This window comes from Alkalihalobacillus sp. AL-G, from assembly GCF_030643805.1.
Lineage (GTDB): Bacteria > Bacillota > Bacilli > Bacillales > Fictibacillaceae > Pseudalkalibacillus.
This window is the reverse complement of record NZ_CP094656.1, coordinates 3,289,639-3,306,375: the sequence shown is the minus strand read 5'-3', so window position 1 is coordinate 3,306,375 and position 16,737 is coordinate 3,289,639. Positions and strand designations below refer to the sequence as shown.

The following is a 16,737-nucleotide window of genomic DNA, read 5'->3' as shown; positions in this document are numbered from 1 at the left end:
ATTCGTGGTCGAAATATTAACATCCGGAGTTGTTTTAACGTATAAGGTTCCATAAATATCTCCTCACAGCCACTCAATTCTTTTAAAATGCACCACAATGTCAATTATCTGAACAAAAAAAGCTCCGATTTGAGCTTTTTTTACCTTTTTTAAAATTTTTTAGCGCAAAAGGGCAGTTGCAACCATTGGTAATAACCCCCTAACTTCAATTCGTTGACAGCATTCAAAATCCGTGTTAAATTGTACATTGTTTTAGTACATTAGTGATTTATCATAGTAAAGTATATAGGTCAACAGGGGGATTACATCATGAATGCAGTTGTTATTGCGGTTTTAGCCATGCTCGTTTTGAGCTTAATGAGAATACAGGTCGTACTCGCTCTCGCTATTGGTGCACTGATCGGTGGACTTAGCGGCGGTCTTGGGTTCGACAAAACGATTGCTGCTTTTACAGAAGGACTTGGGGGAAGTGCAACGATTGCTTTAAGTTATGCGCTTCTCGGTGCATTTGCACTTGGACTATCTAAGACAGGCTTGCCAGAATTACTCGTGTCGAGCGCACTTAAGCTAACAGGAAAAAATGGAGAGTCGAAAAAGAAGTCGATGTCGAAGGTCTTCTTATTATTTATCATCATTACGATTTCGGTGTTTTCACAAAATTTAATCCCGATTCACATTGCTTTCATTCCGATTTTGATTCCGCCTCTTCTATTGATCTTCAACGAGCTGACGGTTGATCGGCGTGCTCTTGCCTCTGCCATTACGTTTGGGTTAACAGCACCTTATATTCTACTTCCGGTTGGGTTCGGGTTGATCTTCCATCAAATTTTACAAGAAGAGATGTCGAAAAGCGGGTTGACGGTAGATCTAGCTATGATCCCAAAAGCAATGCTATTACCTGTTGCAGGAATGGTGATTGGTCTGCTTATCGCATTGTTCGTTTCGTACCGGAAATCCCGTCGCTACGAAAATAGAGAGCTGACAAAGGATGAAAACACAAATTCGGAACGGCCGACCTACACGAAGCGGTCGCTTACTTTTGCAGTAGGTGCGATCCTTGCAACCGTGACGGTCCAAATCGTGACTGAGTCTATGATCATGGGTGCTCTATCCGGAATCATTATTTTATTCATGAGTGGATCCTTTACGATAAAAGAGTCCGATGTCATCTTCACCGATGGAATGAAAATGATGGCCTTCATCGGTTTTGTGATGATTACGGCTGCTGGTTTTGCTGAGGTGATGCGAAGGACAGGAGATGTTGAAGCACTTGTCGAAGTGACATCAAGCCTTTTTGCAGGGAATCAGGTTATCGCGGCATTAATGATGCTGCTCGTGGGACTACTCGTGACAATGGGAATCGGTTCCTCGTTTGCGACGATCCCGATTATTGCAACGATCTTTGTCCCGCTCGCTCAAGAATTGGGATTCAGCCCGCTTTCAACGGTGGCGATTGTTGGAACTGCGGCGGCACTTGGGGATGCAGGTTCCCCAGCATCAGACAGTACGCTTGGACCGACAGCAGGACTGAACGTAGATGGACAGCACAATCACATTTGGGATACGTGTGTACCAACGTTTTTACACTATAATATCCCACTCCTTATTTTCGGATGGATTGCTGCCATCATCTTTTAAAAACCAGGGATGTGACAGCTAAGTTTTTGAGCCTGCCACACCCTGCTTTAACGTTGCTTTTGATCATCAATGTAGTGTATATCTGGAATCCATTTGCTCATGTGAGTTTTGATTTCTGTGTACATACTTTGTTTGTCAGGTAGGTTCACGAGCGGATGGACAATAAAATCACGATCAACCCATGTTGGTAAAAACGATGGATTCTTCAAGGTAATCGTTTCGAATTCACCTTTTACATGTTTTTCGATCTCAATTTGCATAATGCCGCCGATATCTTTATAATCCCAGCGCTGTCCCGATAAAAAATTTCCGAGAGAGTAGGCAACGAATGTACGGCTTCCATCAGCGCGATCAATCCATGCGGGTGGCTGCAACACGTGTGGATGGTGTCCAATGATGATGTCTGCTCCTGCTAATGCAACTTCATTAGCGACAAGTTTTTGTTCATCATTCGGTAATCGCTCGTATTCATCACCGAAGTGCAGACTTACGACAACGACATCTGATTTTTCATTAGCCTTTTTGATATCGGATTTTATGATATCAAGTTCAATCAGGTTAACAAGATAAGGCTTTCCGTCAGGGACAGGAATTCCATTTGTTCCATAGGTATAGCTGAGGAATGAAAACACAATGTCATTCTTCTCGATCACACGAATAGTTGAACGGTCTTCGGATGAGCGATATGCGCCCGTGTACTTCATATCAATCGTATCCCAATGATCAATTGCGTTGATGATAGCTTTTTCACCTCGATCTAGTGTATGGTTGTTGGCAATCGTTACAATGTCAACACCAACACTTTTTAAAGCATCCCCGACTTCATACGGGCTGTTGAAGGTAGGGTACGTGGATACTCCGATTTCCGTTCCGCCAATCATCGTTTCTTGGTTTGCCATCGTAATATCAGCGGATTGAAGATAAGGTTTTACATTTTCGAACATCGGTGTAAAATCATATTGATTGGAATCAGTCAAAGCGGTATTGTATACAGTGTCGTGGATTAAAATATCACCAATCGCCATAAGCTCAACAGTGGTTGTTTTTTCAGCAGGTGGTGGTTGAACAGGTGGCGGTTCTTGGGGTGGATCAGGCGTTGGTTGCTCAGTTTTTGCTTGAGGTTCGGTGTCATTCGAATTATTTAGTATCGTTCCGGATAAACCAATGCTTAAGAATAACATGAAAAAAAGGATAAATGACACAACTAACAATGAGATAACTGTGACCTTTTTCATAAATAACCCCCTTAATTCCATTGTAATGCAAAAAATAAAATTAAATAGCGGGTAAATTGGTCGATTGATGTCGAATAAGATAGAAGAGGTGTTTGGTTTGATAAAAGTTGGATTAGGAGACTATTCACATTGGGTATTTTCTTCGGTTAACGCAGAATTTATCGAGGAAAGTCATTGGAAAAACGTTTATTTAAATTTTGAGCTAGAGAAAGGCTCTATCCCAGAAGAATTGACGGAACCTTCGATTTTAGTTGTCATTGATGAGGATACTGTGATGGATATGGTGCTTCAAAATGAAGGCGTCGATTGTGAGTACAAATTGACTGATCTTGAAAAAGAACAGCTTGTTTTATTGTTAGAAAAAGAAGGAATGTTGGGGTGACTGGATTTATATGGTCAACCCCTTTCCTATTGCCCCTCCATTTGTAATGAACGAACCGATTTCTTCGCTAATCTCTTCAGGTACTTCCTCTGGTAACAAGTGACCTGCATTTTCATAAATCCTCAGCTTGGCATTTGGAAGATCCTTTACCATCCGTTCTCCAACAGGCAATGGAATGACGCGGTCATGTTTTCCCCATAATAGCAGGACCTGCTGACCCACTTCATGGAGTTCTTCAGGCAGCATATCTCCTTCTCGGTGTCGTAATAATCGAACCAACGCATGAAACGTTTCCTTATCATCAAACGGTTTTCGATAGCCTTCAATTAACTCGTCATTGATCAGTTCGGGGTTGTGAACGACCAACAACAGGTTTTCATGAACCCCTTTCTTTTCGATCCATCTTTTTAAAACGAGAACAAAGAACGGAAGGTACGAACAACGGACGATAAATGGACTTGGACGTTTAATGTAACCCGAGCAACCGAGTAAAATGAACTTTTCAAACCGGTCCGGTGCTATTCGTCCAGCATGCATTGCGACTTGCCCACCCATTGAATGACCGATCAGGACCGTATTCCGGATTTGCAAAGCATCCAGAAAATCGACAATTAATTGACCGTAATTTTTTAATGAATAGTAAAAGGTCCGTGATTTTTCGCTTTGACCGAAGCCTGGAAGATCGACTGCAATGATATGATACTGTTCTCGCAATAACGGAATAAGCCTGCGAAAACTGAAGCACGAGCTTAAAAAGCCATGAATCATAATGAGTGTAGGTGTGTCATTTCTTGGCTGCCCATACTCTTCATAATAGAGGTCGACATTTTGTACCCGTATTCGATTAGATGGATTGATTTGTGTTTCAGGTGACATTGTAGCGTTTAGTTCCATTCGTTCCACCACTTCTTCTATTTATAGTACCGTTTTTGTTTGGAAATTTTGATTGATCATTCTTAGGATTTCCATTCAAATCATCCTCATGTAGCCAATAATTGAAAAAAAGGGCGCATTTCCGCGGATATCCTTCTTCCGTTTTTCGAGGTTGGTACATATTTTATTATGAAGAACGATAAGGAGGTTTAGGGGAATGCCTCAATATTACGATAACGAAGAATTCGACTTCGAATCAAATGCGGAAGCTTCTGACTCCGATCGACCATATGGCTGTTATCCAGACTATAAGCCGTATCCAGGTCCGCCACCACGGCCTCCTGTAAATCAGGTCGCAGGAGCCCAGACAGGTCCCGCAGCAAATTTGATGTATTGTTTACCAATCGGGGGAAATGGTCAAGTAGCAGGTGTCCAAACACCACAAGTAGCGGGTGCACAAAGTCCATATAACATTTCACCATATGGAGGAGGAGCACCATTTTATCCTCCATACCCACCCTATCCGTATGGGGGATATGGTGGAGGCTGGGTCTGGGCTGTCATTGTCATCCTCTTCATACTGTTGCTGATCTGTGGTGCTTACTGGTGGTACGGTCGTTTCCGGTAAGAAGGGAACTATGAGGAAAAGGGCTTGAAGTGTCAAGCTCTTTTCTTTAGTCCTCTAGAAATTGGTACAAGCGCACAGATGATGAACGTATTGTTTCATCCAAATTTTGGGCAGACTGTTACATATCTAAGCGATGATGGAGGTTCGGTATGCACTCTAGATATACAGTTATTTATATTTGTGAAGAATATCCTAGTGGAAATTGTTATTACTATAAAAGAGAGCTTATTACACATGATTCGTGGCTTAATGTGGATTCAATTGCATGGTCTGCACCACGCCCCATATCGAAACGTACGTTTTTGGAACGGAAGAGAGCAGGGTATCGAACAGAGTATCGAAAGATCCAAAGACCACCTGCCAAGGTTTATCCCTTCCCGCACTACCGAAATCAGTACTCTTCCTTTGGAGCAACGAGGTGGTAGGAACGTTTCCTCATGGTCAGGTTCATGCGGACAGTTTGGGGCAAAAACCATACGGGCAATTTCACCCAATCACCTGGAGCCCATTGGTTTTAAAAAGATGGATTGTGGAATGAAACTTAATAGATGCATTAATTTGGAAGGGAGTTTCAATTGATGGACAACTATCGAATTGCGAGAGATACCCTTGGGGAAGTAAAAGTACCAGCAAACGCATATTACGGTGCACAAACGCAACGTGCCGTAGAAAATTTTCCGATCAGCGGCTTACGTTTGCCCCACTCATTCATCCGTGCTCAAGCGATCATTAAACACTCTGCTGCCATTGCCAATCGAGATATAGGAGAACTTGAGGAAAAGAAAGCAAATGCAATCATCCATGCAGCTGAAGAAGTTATGAATGGTCGCTTTGACGATGAATTCGTAGTCGACGCGTATCAGGCTGGAGCGGGTACGTCTCAAAACATGAATGCGAACGAAGTTATTGCATCTCGAGCGTGTGAACTACTCGGAGGTGAACGTGGAGACTGGACAATCGTTCATCCGAATGACGATGTCAACATGGCACAATCGACGAATGACACCATTCATGTGGCGATTAATATCGCGGTTGCAGAAGAATTGAACCGTGTTTTTTATCCTGCGATCACGAAAACGATTGAAGCACTTGAAACGAAGGCCGATGAGTTCCATCCTTTTATAAAATCAGGACGAACCCACCTTCAAGATGCAGTACCGATGCGGTTGGGTCAAGCTTTTGAAGGATATGCTCAAAGCTTACGGAACGCCTACGATAGTGCAAAGGAAGCGGAGCCGTTTTTATATGAAATTGGTCTTGGCGGAAATGCCGTTGGAACGGGAATCAATGCGCATAAGGAATACAGTGGCCGAGCGATTCGTGCAGTAGCAGATACGACAGGGCTCCCATTCAAACAGCCTAAAAACCGATTTAGCTTCATGCAGAATACGGGTGCGTCCATTCGTGTCAGTCATGCACTAAAGGAAGTGGCGATTCACTTGATCAAAGTTTCAAGTGATTTCCGCCTCTTAAGCTCTGGACCAAGAACAGGCATTGCTGAACTGACATTACCAGCCGTCCAGCCTGGATCATCGATTATGCCAGGAAAGGTGAACCCCGTCATTCCGGAAAATCTCTATATGATCTGTTCACAGGTGATTGGAAATGATACATGCGTAACAACCGCTGGAATTGGAAGTCAGTTGGAGATCAATCCGATGATGCCGATCATTGGTTACAATGTCCTGCAGTCGATCACGATACTTTCTAATGGTATGGACACGTTCACAGATAGATGTGTGAAAGGAATTCAGGCCAATGAAGAGCGGATGAACGAGCTTATGGAAAAAAGCCTCGCACTAGCGACGGCGTTAAATCCCAAAATCGGCTATGAGAATGCGGCCGAGATTGCGAAAGAGAGCTTTCGCACTGGAAAGACAGTCAGAGAGCTTGCAATCGAAAAAGGAGTTGTTTCGGAAGAGGAAGCCGCAGATTTACTCGATCCTGAAAAACTTGTGTAGTACAAAAGCATTGCAAAAGGTGACACGAAACACCTTCAGCAAATTCGTGGTATCCTACGCTTCTTTTGTGGACAGTCCGATCGCGTGTTTACTGTAATTTGACCTCATACATCGTATTTGATTTTCATAATGTGCCCGTTGTTTAAAATTAGTGAAACATAGTCAAGTTATGCAACGTCAAACTAGTAGAGGTATAATTAAAGCAAAGTTTTCAAAGCCTATTTATGGAAGATATTATATAATTCGACGATTATGAAAAATATCACCAAAAAAACGTGACATTTCGAGTGTCGAAGTTTATACGAATGCCACTAGAATATAAAGGTATGAACCGTTATAATAGGGGATATGAATTTTGGAAAATGCGACTGCATTTTAGTCGTTTGATGTAGGAGGCAAGGCTTATGTGTGGATTTATCGGTTATATGACTGATTCAGAAAATCCAATCGAACAACAAGAAGTTGATCTACTTAGAGAGATGACGAACCTAATCACACATAGAGGCCCTGATGATGAGGGTCATTTTTATGATGAGTTTATTCGGTTCGGTTTTCGCCGACTAAGTATCATTGACTTAGAAGGTGGACATCAACCGCTTTCATATGAAAACGAACGATACTGGATCATCTTTAACGGTGAAATATATAATTACGTCGAACTTCGCGAGACGTTAATCGAGGCTGGTTATGAATTTGAAACCCACTGTGACACGGAAGTCATTCTTGCGAATTATGCGAAAAAGGGTGCCGAATCGGTAAAGGATCTCCGTGGAATGTTCGGTTTTCTGATCTGGGATAAGGAAGAAAAACTACTCTTCGGTGCTCGCGATCCATTTGGAATCAAGCCTTTCTTTTATTTAGAGGAAGAAGGGACACTATACTGTGCATCCGAAAAGAAAAGCATTCTGCAAATTCGTGAAAAGGATGAGGTCGATCCTGAATCGCTTCATCACTATTTAACGTATCAATTTGTTCCTGAGCCGAGAACGATGTCAGAGGGAATTCGCAAATTATCACCAGGTCATTATTTCATAAAACGGCCAGGCGAGAATATGTCGATCCAATCGTTCTGGAAACCTTCATTCATAGCAAAAGTAGGACCGATGGATAGGACGGTAGAAGAAATTCGAACCGTACTGCGGGACTCTGTAAAAGTACATATGCGCAGCGACGTTCCTGTCGGAAGCTTTCTTTCTGGCGGAATTGATTCAAGTGCGATTGTGGCGCTTGCTAGAGAATTTAATCCAGCAATCAAGACTTTTACAGTCGGCTTTGAGCGGGAAGGATTCAGTGAAATCGATGTAGCAGTATCTACGGCAGCAGCATTGAACGTTGAAAATATTCATTATATCGTTCACCCAGAAGAATTCATCAACGAGCTCCCGAAAATCGTTTGGCATATGGATGATCCAGTGGCAGACCCGGCAGCGGTCCCGTTGTATTTTGTTGCTCGCGAGGCAAGTAAACATGTAACTGTTGTCCTCTCTGGAGAAGGGGCAGATGAATTGTTCGGTGGATACACAATCTATAATGAACCCAACTCACTGAAGGGATACCAAAATTTACCGTTTGGACTTCGCAAATGGTTAAAGCAGCTTTCTACCATTATGCCAGAGGGAATGAAAGGAAAGAGCTTTATCGAGCGCGGCAGTATGACAATGGAAGAACGATACATCGGGAATGCCAAAATGTTTACAGAGGATGAAAAACAATCCCTGTTAACCGATTATCATGCAGAGTGGAACTATATGAATGTGACAAAACCACTTTATGAAAACGCAACAGATTATGAAGACGTCCACAAGATGCAATATGTTGATATGCATACTTGGTTGCGCGGTGATATTTTAGTGAAAGCCGATAAAATGACGATGGCCAACTCTTTAGAGCTTCGTGTACCATTCCTAGATAAAGAAGTTTTCCGTGTTGCATCGCAAATCGCTCCATGTAGCACCGTTACAAATGGAACGACGAAATATGCTTTACGTGAAGCGATGAAAGGTATCGTCCCAGACTCTGTACTGCATCGGCGTAAGCTTGGATTTCCTGTACCGATCAGACACTGGCTGAAAAATGAGATTTACGATTGGGCGAGATCATTAATTCGACAAAGTCCGACTGATTGTTATATAGATAAAACAATTATTCTGCAAATGCTTGAAGATCATCGGAATGGAAAACGAGATTACAGCCGAAAAATTTGGACTGTACTTGTGTTCATGATCTGGCATCAGATTTATGTGGAAAAGATTTATGATTTTCAGGAAGTTTTTCGTCAATCTGATGCATCCATCAAGCAAGCCGTTACAAACTGAAAGGCTGCTGAATCGGATTCAGACTGAAGATGAAAGATGAAATGTAAAAGGTAGCAGGAGGTTGTCTCCAACTCAGTTGAGCCAACCTTTTTTATTGGTGATAAGCCTTTAAAAAATGCTGAAGATACGGCAAAAATGAAGCTTGAACAGTTTTTGTATAATAAAGATTTCTATGTTATACTGTTAAAGTTAAAAAATATCTAGGAGTTGTTACTTGTATGAAATACGAAGTTGGAAGCACAGTTGAGGGGAAGGTTACCGGGATCAAACCGTTCGGTGCGTTTGTTGCCCTGGATGACCAGCATCAAGGACTTGTTCATATTTCTGAGGTTTCTCACGATTACGTGAAAGATATAAATGATCACCTATCTGTGGGAGATTCAGTTGAAGTCAAGATTATGAACGTAGATCAAGATAGCGGAAAGATTTCCCTGTCTATCCGCAAAACACAAGCTACCCCTGAACCAAAACAACAACCGCGTCCTCGTCGTAAGCGTCCAGCTCAAAACGATAACGCACAAGGGTTCAATACGCTTGAAGATAAGCTAAAGCTTTGGTTAAAAGAATCCAACGAGCGCCAAGCACAAATTAACAAGCGCTTGAAGAAATAAAGAAAGCAGCCATTTTCGGCTGCTTTTTTGGTGGTTTTTTTTACAATGAATGACGTCAATCAGGTTATTTCTGTCCGCGTTTCACGTTCATATTCTTCGGATGGTTTAAATAGCAGTGTCAGACTGTAGAGTCCGGCGAGACCTACAAGGCCGTACACGATTCTTGACAGTGCCGAATCCTGTCCTCCGAAAACTGCTGCTACTAAATCAAATTGAAAAAACCCAATAAGTCCCCAGTTTATCGCGCCGATAATCGTCAATGCCAATGCAGTACGTTGTAAACCACTCATCACTAAATCCTCCTTCATTAGATAAAAGCATATACCTTATTCTTATTTTGGAAAATTATCCTTATATTATTCATGCATTATCAAAAATTGGAAGAATAAGTCGAATACTATTCGTAAAATCAGATTGCTTTACTTTGGTTAGCCTAATCCGAGATAATATTTATAATCATTTTTAAATTTTAAGGGAGGTACATAACATGGAATCATTTGAGTTTCGAAATCCGACGAAATTGATATTCGGAGAAGGTAAAATCGAGGCACTCGCTACAGAAGTACAGCACTATGGAAGGAATGTTCTCGTTGTGTATGGCGGCGGAAGCATCAAGCGGAATGGCATATACGATCAAGTGATGGAACAATTAAGCTCGATTGGGGCTGAGGTTACAGAACTGTCTGGAGTTGAACCGAATCCGAGATTGACTACTGTAAAAAGGGGGATCGACCTCGTAAAAGAGAAAGATATCGACTTTCTACTTGCTGTAGGTGGCGGAAGTGTTATCGATTGTACGAAAGCAATTGCAGCAGGCGCAAAGTATGATGGAGATGTTTGGGACCTGATTACAAAAAAAGCGAAGGTCAAGGCTACCCTTCCATTCGGGACCGTATTGACATTGGCTGCGACTGGGTCTGAAATGAACTCTGGTTCGGTCATCACAAACTGGGAAACGAATGAAAAGTATGGATGGGGCAGCCCGCTTAATTTTCCTAAGTTCTCGATATTAGATCCGAAAAACACGTTTACAGTCCCTGAAAATCAAACGGTATATGGAGCGGTCGACATGATGTCACATGTGCTCGAATCGTATTTCCATCCTGCAACGAATACGCCAGTACAGGAACGGATGGGTGAAGCAATTCTCTTATCGGTAATAGATACGGCACCAAACGTTTTAGATGACCTCGAAAATTACGAGTATCGAGAAACACTTCTTTATAGTGGAACGATGGCGTTGAATGGCGTGTTACAAATGGGTGCTCGAGGAGACTGGGCAACACACAATATTGAACATGCTGTTTCAGCGATCTATGATATCCCGCATGCTGGCGGCCTTGCGATAATATTCCCGAACTGGATGAAATACAACATCGATACAGCAGAACGAAAGCTGAAGCAACTCGCAGTTCGCGTGTTTGGCGTCGATCCATCTGGTAAAAGCGATCGTGATCTAGCATTAACAGCAATCGAGCGTTTTCAGGAATTTTGGACTTCACTTGGAGCACCAACCCGTCTCGCGGATTATGACATCGATGATTCGAAGCTTGACTTGATTGCAGATCGTGCAATGGCTCGTGGTGAATTCGGCAACTTCCGTACCTTGCAAAAGAATGATGTACTTGAAATCTTGCGGATGTCCCTTTAAAGGAAATAGAAGGAAAAGCTTTCTAGTTTAATATCGATTCCTTTGAAAAAGGATTATTTTCTTCTTAATTTTAACTATTGTTATTTCTGCTTACCAACTGTATGGGGAATCGATATTACTAACTTCCCAGATAAGTTGAAGTAGTACATTTGCATAATGTATCGGTGTTTGAAGGCGAAAGTGGTTCTGACTTTCGTCTTTCTTCATTTTCCTTGAACAGATTGTACATGAAAAGGACTGACAGAAATGGAATTGAAACAACTTAAGACCAATCGATATACCCCGTCACATGCGGAGTTTTGGCGGGTTACAATCGCTTTGATGGCTGCATCAATATTAATCTTTTCTGCTCTTTATGCTTTTCAACCACTCTTACCTGTCTTTGTAAAAGTATTTAATATATCGGTTACGGTTTCCAGCTTGCTTGTGTCTTCTTCGGTCGTAACGATGATCATCGGTCTTTTTGTACTCGGTTTTTTAGCCGATCGATATGGCCGAGTTGCAATCATGCGTGTATCCCTTGTGATGACGGTGGTTCCGTTAATAGCGATTCCACTAACCGATTCATTCGAATGGATCATTGCTTTGCGGCTTATTCAAGGGTTTTTCATTGCCGGTATTCCAGCAGCAGCAATGGGATATTTAGCCGAGGAAGTTGACCCGAAACATCTTGGACTTGCGATGACACTATACATATCAAGTAATGCGTTAGGGGGAATGGGCGGACGAGTCTTCTCAGGCTACTTAACCGACCTATTGAGCTGGCAAACAACGTTTTTCGCATTAGCAGGCTTTGGAGTATTCGCAACCCTGCTATTTATCTTTTTACTGCCGAAAGAACGTTTCTTCCGAAAGGTGGGACAATCAATTCGTACCGACATCAGGGGAATGTTCGTCCATTTTAAAAATCCGACACTGATTTCACTGTTTATGATGGGACTGCTATTACAGATTGTTTTTACCGCAATCTGGACGTACTTGCCGTTTTATCTTCATGAAGAAGAGCCGTTTGATTGGCCATTAAGATGGATATCATTTACTTATTTTGCTTATGCGCTCGGTGTCATCGCACCACCTCTTGCCGGTAAACTTTCAAATCAACTCGGCCTTCCAGCAATGATGTTGTCCGGGTTGTCAATACTTGCAATTGGCACATGGCTAACCGCCGTCCCATCGATTCCTTATATGTTAATCGGACTGGGACTGATCTGTACCGGATTCTTTATTGCCCATTCGATGGCTGCTGCACTAGTCAGCAAAACAGCAACCCATCACCGTAGCGGCGCATCAAGCTTTTATTTGATCAATTATTATGTCGGCGTGGCGATCGGAAGTACTGCTGTCGGTAGGCTATGGGATCATTATTCCTGGATCGGCGTCATTAGTACGAGCTTTTTATTGATTCTCGTCGTCTTTTTCCTACCTATTTTTAAAAAGCTTGAAAATTAGGATTTAAAACCGAATGGGTGCAGTTTTTTCATTATGAAAAGATAGTGCAAGCCGGCTGATTACTACGCACTACTTACATTAAAGGCGGAGCTCCTGTCCATACTAAAGGCGGGAGGTGAGCCAGACTATGATACATATTTGGATGGCTGCTTTAATGTTATTGGTTCAACCCGTTGAGCAGCCTGAAAGCTTAACGATCATCCAACAAGACCAGACCATTGCAGTAATTAACCGTGAAGACTTTTCCATGAATATCCCAGGTACGCCGATGGTTGATATTCAAAAATACAATGAATTCACTGAGAACCTTGATCAACAAATTCACAAAGATCCTATAAATGCAAAACTTGATGATCAGGGAAGTATCGTCCCGGGGCAGGTTGGCTACCGGCTTGATCGACAGATGTTCGAGGAACAGTTTTATGATTATTTCTTTGGTATGGGTGCCTCTAAAGTAGAAGTACCAGAGATGGACATTTATCCGAAAGTAGACAGTGAATTACTAGCTCACATCCGTGTACAGCAAATTGGTCAGTACGTCACATACTTCAACGTAAATAATGAAAATCGCACGCACAATATTTCCCTTGCTGCAGACGCGATGGACAATTACGTCATCTTTCCAGGTGAGATCTTCTCTTTTAACAAGGTAGTAGGGAAGAGAACGCAGGAAAAGGGGTATATGCGTGCCCCTGTCATTGTAAAAGGTGAATTGCAGGAAGGGGTGGGTGGAGGAATCTGTCAGGTGTCTTCGACATTGTTCAATGCGGTTGATCAGGCTGGGCTTAAAATTGTGGAGCGATACTCTCATAGTAGGCGTGTGCCTTATGTTCCACCTGGGCGGGATGCGACAGTCAGCTGGTACGGTCCCGACTTTCAATTTTCAAATAAATACAACCAACCGATATTGATTCGTGCTAAACGATATGGAGGAAGTATGGTTGTTAAACTTTACTCTTCTGATGTAATTAATTATCAACCTCGCAAAGTTCCAAAGGCATCAACTGAGATACCAGAAGAAATCAACTTAAATCAAGACATCCGCATTTCAAGTCCAGAAGATTAAACACATTCTCTTAAATGAATATCTGAAGTGTCCAGAAACCGTTATATTCAATTAGATTGAATTCACAGTCGAATCGTGGGTCAGTTATTTTTTTCAGTTGTATCCGTTTTCATTTATACTGTTGCTTGATTTCAATTTTTCAATCCGATAAAGTGAGTAATGGACAGGAAAAATGAGATGGAGGAATACAATGACTTCACTAACATTTGATTATACAAAAGCACTGACATTCGTGGGCCAGCATGAGATAGATCAGTTCAAGGATCAGATTGAAACGGCTCATCATGCATTACATAACGGAACTGGAGCAGGCAACGACTATATTGGCTGGGTTGACCTTCCTAACAACTACGACCGGGAAGAATTTGAGCGCATCCAAAAGTCAGCAGCAAAAATCCAAGCAGACACGGATGTGTTACTCGTAATCGGAATCGGCGGGTCTTACTTAGGTGCCCGTGCCGCAATAGAAATGCTTAACCATTCGTTTTACAATATGCTCGAAAAAGAAGAGCGCACAACACCACAGGTCATTTTTGTCGGTCACCACATCAGCTCAACCTATATTCAGGACCTTTTTGATGTTTTAAAAGATAAGGATGTTTCGATCAACGTCATCTCGAAGTCTGGAACAACGACGGAACCGGCAATCGCTTTCCGTATTTTCCGTACATTCCTAGAAGAGAAATACGGAAAAGAAGAAGCACGAAAACGAATATATGCTACGACGGATCGTGAAAAAGGTGCTCTCAAAACACTGGCAAACGAAGAAGGATACGAAACGTTCGTAATTCCTGATGATGTCGGTGGACGTTATTCAGTGTTAACAGCAGTTGGATTGTTGCCAATCGCGACAACTGGAGTCAACATTGAGGAAATGATGAAGGGTGCCGCGGACGCTTGCGAAAAATACAGCTCCGCTAGCCTTTCTGAAAATGAAGCGTACCAATATGCAGCAGTTCGGAATGCTCTTTATAACAAAGGGAAAACCGTCGAATTGATGGTCAACTATGAACCAGCACTTCATTTTGTTGCAGAGTGGTGGAAGCAGCTTTACGGTGAAAGTGAAGGAAAAGACAACAAAGGGATTTTCCCTGCAGCAGCAGACTTTTCGACTGATCTGCACTCACTCGGTCAATATGTTCAGGAAGGACGTCGTGATCTGTTCGAAACAATCCTGAACGTCGAACACCCGAGACAAGAAGTTACCATCAAGGAAGACGAAGGAAACTTGGATAAACTGAACTTTTTATCTGGAAAAACGATGGACTTCGTCAATAAAAAAGCGTCGGAAGGAACGTTGCTTGCCCACACGGATGGCGGAGTGCCGAATCTGATGCTGAACATTCCAGAGCTTACCGCTTATCATTTCGGATACATGGTCTATTTCTTTGAAAAAGCGTGTGCGATCAGCGGTTATCTGCTTGGGGTAAACCCGTTCAACCAGCCTGGTGTAGAAGCGTATAAGAAAAACATGTTCGCACTACTCGGCAAACCAGGATTCGAGGATTTAAAAGAAGAACTCGAACGCCGACTTCGAAACGAATAATTCCATAGATTGAACGAAGTAAGAACGAGTGAAATTAAAAGCTCGTTCTTTTTTTAGATAAGAAAGAAATAATTTTGATAGTAACTCCGACTCTGCTTTCGCGTTGGCAATCTCCGAGTTTTCTTTATGAAAGTAGTGGAAAATGGACACACTATGACCAAGTATGCCTGAAAGGAGAAACTACATGAGAGAAATCGTATCAAAGCTAGAGGGAGAACAGTACGAACTAAACGAGCTTGAATTTACGCTGAAACCACTCGGATATGACATCGGCGGTGGATGGGAATATGATCACGGCTCGTTTGACTACAAGCTCGATGACGAAGAAGGCTATATGTTTTTGCGGGTTCCTTTTAAAGCGATAAAAGGGGAATTGGAACGCCCAGGATGTGTGGTAGAACTACAATCCCCTTATTTGTTGCACCATGTCTACCAACGAGGACTCGATGACAATGTTACATCTGGAAACTCAAGTGCCACATTGAACCAATTCTCTGAACCCCAAGACCCAGACGGATCAATCGATGACAAATGGGTGGAAGCGGGGGAAAAGCTAGTCAGAGAGCTGGAAGACCAGCTGTTAGTCTAATCAAGCTTCTCGAGAAAAGTACTCCCAATGATTCTCGATGATTGAACGATCGTATCTGCACCAGCACGTTTCGCATTTTCATAATGAGTTTCAGTTTTGATTTCCACAATAACTTTAACAAGAGGTGAGCAGCCTTTTAATGCAACCAGTGTCAAGATCGAATCCATATCGGCTTGTTCTTCACTCAATTCGGAGTTCGCAGTAATGATCACATAATGAGCGGAACGGACGTTAGCCTTCATGAGTGTTGCATCTTCATAAGGCTTTCCGTTGATAAAATGAACATTACCATTACGAGTAGGATTTTTGTTCAATGTACGGTCGACTAATACGATGTCAAGCCCTGGCTGATCTATCTGAAGTTGATCAATGAATACTTTTGATCGTTCATTCCAACCAATTACAATAACATGTCCTTCATCCGTAAAATTTACGTTTCCTTTGACAAGACGGGATTGGCGTTTGATTGTATATGTGGCAGCCTGTGAAAACAAATAGGTAATAAAGGTTGTACCCAAAAACACCATGAGAATCGTGACCAGTTTTCCGGGAACCGTTTTTGGAACAAAGTCACCATATCCAATTGTCGAAATTGTAACGATAGCCCAATAAATCCCGTTGAAAATCGAGGTGATATTGTTTGGCTCAAGTAAATGGATGATGGTTCCGAATATAAATAGTACCGCGATGACAATAATGAACAATCGAGCAACTGCAGGAAGCCTTAAATAATATAAAGATATGGTTTTCATGATTCGGTCACCTTTAGGATTAGTCGTGTCATCCTCACAGT

The 16,737-nt window shown here is 42.2% G+C and carries 15 protein-coding genes; 11 read left to right on the top strand and 4 right to left on the bottom strand.

From position 1 onward, the window contains the following. The first annotated feature begins 309 nt into the window (after positions 1-309). Entirely contained in the window at positions 310-1,638 is a 1,329-nt protein-coding gene (locus MOJ78_RS16925) for a Na+/H+ antiporter family protein (RefSeq protein ID WP_304978504.1), read from the top strand. A 47-nt stretch (positions 1,639-1,685) separates the two neighbouring features. Here the strand turns inward: MOJ78_RS16925 and MOJ78_RS16920 are convergent, their stop codons facing one another. After that, on the bottom strand, positions 1,686-2,873 hold the full coding sequence (locus MOJ78_RS16920) for a CapA family protein (RefSeq protein WP_304978503.1): 1,188 nt from the start codon (positions 2,871-2,873) through the stop codon (positions 1,686-1,688). Between the two features lie 67 nt (positions 2,874-2,940). Here MOJ78_RS16920 and MOJ78_RS16915 point away from each other — a divergent pair, with 67 nt between their 5' ends. After that, positions 2,941-3,255 carry a hypothetical protein gene (locus MOJ78_RS16915; RefSeq protein WP_304978502.1) on the top strand — a complete coding sequence of 105 codons (315 nt, stop codon included), beginning with the start codon at positions 2,941-2,943 and terminating at the stop codon, positions 3,253-3,255. 6 nt (positions 3,256-3,261) lie between these two features. Here MOJ78_RS16915 and MOJ78_RS16910 read toward each other — a convergent pair whose 3' ends face one another. Further along, complete coding sequence (locus tag MOJ78_RS16910) at positions 3,262-4,149, bottom strand: alpha/beta fold hydrolase (protein WP_370529730.1); 888 nt, start codon at positions 4,147-4,149, stop codon at positions 3,262-3,264. A gap of 196 nt (positions 4,150-4,345) precedes the next feature. Here MOJ78_RS16910 and MOJ78_RS20970 point away from each other — a divergent pair, with 196 nt between their 5' ends. From MOJ78_RS20970 to yugI, 4 genes are all read left to right on the top strand, one after another. Next, positions 4,346-4,756 carry a hypothetical protein gene (locus MOJ78_RS20970; RefSeq protein WP_370529729.1) on the top strand — a complete coding sequence of 137 codons (411 nt, stop codon included), beginning with the start codon at positions 4,346-4,348 and terminating at the stop codon, positions 4,754-4,756. A gap of 578 nt (positions 4,757-5,334) precedes the next feature. After that, positions 5,335-6,717, top strand: coding sequence for a class II fumarate hydratase (locus tag MOJ78_RS16900; RefSeq protein ID WP_304978501.1), 1,383 nt, complete (start codon positions 5,335-5,337; stop codon positions 6,715-6,717). 404 nt (positions 6,718-7,121) lie between these two features. Continuing rightward, the gene (gene asnB, locus MOJ78_RS16895) at positions 7,122-9,032 is read left to right on the top strand and encodes an asparagine synthase (glutamine-hydrolyzing) (RefSeq protein WP_304978500.1); all 1,911 of its coding nucleotides are present in this window, start codon (positions 7,122-7,124) and stop codon (positions 9,030-9,032) included. Positions 9,033-9,250: 218 nt separating this feature from the next. After that, positions 9,251-9,643, top strand: coding sequence for a S1 domain-containing post-transcriptional regulator GSP13 (yugI, locus tag MOJ78_RS16890; protein ID WP_304978499.1), 393 nt, complete (start codon positions 9,251-9,253; stop codon positions 9,641-9,643). A 59-nt stretch (positions 9,644-9,702) separates the two neighbouring features. On the opposite strand, the gene MOJ78_RS16885 is transcribed toward yugI, so the two are convergent. Continuing rightward, positions 9,703-9,933: a DUF378 domain-containing protein gene (locus MOJ78_RS16885; protein WP_304978498.1), complete on the bottom strand. Its 231-nt coding sequence runs from the start codon at positions 9,931-9,933 to the stop codon at positions 9,703-9,705. A 197-nt stretch (positions 9,934-10,130) separates the two neighbouring features. Between MOJ78_RS16885 and MOJ78_RS16880 the strand changes: the two genes are divergently transcribed. From MOJ78_RS16880 to MOJ78_RS16860, 5 genes are all read left to right on the top strand, one after another. After that, on the top strand, positions 10,131-11,294 hold the full coding sequence (locus tag MOJ78_RS16880) for an iron-containing alcohol dehydrogenase (protein WP_304978497.1): 1,164 nt from the start codon (positions 10,131-10,133) through the stop codon (positions 11,292-11,294). Between the two features lie 246 nt (positions 11,295-11,540). Next, entirely contained in the window at positions 11,541-12,743 is a 1,203-nt protein-coding gene (locus tag MOJ78_RS16875; protein ID WP_304978496.1) for an MFS transporter, read from the top strand. Positions 12,744-12,870: 127 nt separating this feature from the next. Beyond that, positions 12,871-13,809: a VanW family protein gene (locus MOJ78_RS16870; protein ID WP_304978495.1), complete on the top strand. Its 939-nt coding sequence runs from the start codon at positions 12,871-12,873 to the stop codon at positions 13,807-13,809. Between the two features lie 190 nt (positions 13,810-13,999). Next, a complete protein-coding gene (locus tag MOJ78_RS16865; protein WP_304978494.1) occupies positions 14,000-15,355 on the top strand; it encodes a glucose-6-phosphate isomerase in 1,356 nt (451 codons plus the stop codon). Between the two features lie 184 nt (positions 15,356-15,539). Continuing rightward, entirely contained in the window at positions 15,540-15,944 is a 405-nt protein-coding gene (locus tag MOJ78_RS16860) for a YugN-like family protein (RefSeq protein WP_304978493.1), read from the top strand. On the opposite strand, the gene MOJ78_RS16855 is transcribed toward MOJ78_RS16860, so the two are convergent. After that, positions 15,941-16,696, bottom strand: a complete 756-nt coding sequence (locus MOJ78_RS16855) for an ion channel (protein WP_304978492.1) — start codon at positions 16,694-16,696, stop codon at positions 15,941-15,943. The two genes, MOJ78_RS16860 and MOJ78_RS16855, sit on opposite strands and share 4 nt — an antisense overlap. Positions 16,697-16,737 lie beyond the last annotated feature (41 nt).

Bases quoted from the DNA above. Each gene is read 5' to 3' on its own strand.
- MOJ78_RS16925 (WP_304978504.1), top strand. From the start codon at position 310: ATGAATGCAGTTGTTATTGCGGTTTTAGCCATGCTCGTTTTGAGCTTA.
- MOJ78_RS16920 (WP_304978503.1), bottom strand. From the start codon at position 2,873: ATGAAAAAGGTCACAGTTATCTCATTGTTAGTTGTGTCATTTATCCTT.
- MOJ78_RS16915 (WP_304978502.1), top strand. From the start codon at position 2,941: ATGTCGAATAAGATAGAAGAGGTGTTTGGTTTGATAAAAGTTGGATTA.
- MOJ78_RS16910 (WP_370529730.1), bottom strand. From the start codon at position 4,149: ATGGAACTAAACGCTACAATGTCACCTGAAACACAAATCAATCCATCT.
- MOJ78_RS20970 (WP_370529729.1), top strand. From the start codon at position 4,346: ATGCCTCAATATTACGATAACGAAGAATTCGACTTCGAATCAAATGCG.
- MOJ78_RS16900 (WP_304978501.1), top strand. From the start codon at position 5,335: ATGGACAACTATCGAATTGCGAGAGATACCCTTGGGGAAGTAAAAGTA.
- asnB (WP_304978500.1), top strand. From the start codon at position 7,122: ATGTGTGGATTTATCGGTTATATGACTGATTCAGAAAATCCAATCGAA.
- yugI (WP_304978499.1), top strand. From the start codon at position 9,251: ATGAAATACGAAGTTGGAAGCACAGTTGAGGGGAAGGTTACCGGGATC.
- MOJ78_RS16885 (WP_304978498.1), bottom strand. From the start codon at position 9,933: ATGAGTGGTTTACAACGTACTGCATTGGCATTGACGATTATCGGCGCG.
- MOJ78_RS16880 (WP_304978497.1), top strand. From the start codon at position 10,131: ATGGAATCATTTGAGTTTCGAAATCCGACGAAATTGATATTCGGAGAA.
- MOJ78_RS16875 (WP_304978496.1), top strand. From the start codon at position 11,541: ATGGAATTGAAACAACTTAAGACCAATCGATATACCCCGTCACATGCG.
- MOJ78_RS16870 (WP_304978495.1), top strand. From the start codon at position 12,871: ATGATACATATTTGGATGGCTGCTTTAATGTTATTGGTTCAACCCGTT.
- MOJ78_RS16865 (WP_304978494.1), top strand. From the start codon at position 14,000: ATGACTTCACTAACATTTGATTATACAAAAGCACTGACATTCGTGGGC.
- MOJ78_RS16860 (WP_304978493.1), top strand. From the start codon at position 15,540: ATGAGAGAAATCGTATCAAAGCTAGAGGGAGAACAGTACGAACTAAAC.
- MOJ78_RS16855 (WP_304978492.1), bottom strand. From the start codon at position 16,696: ATGAAAACCATATCTTTATATTATTTAAGGCTTCCTGCAGTTGCTCGA.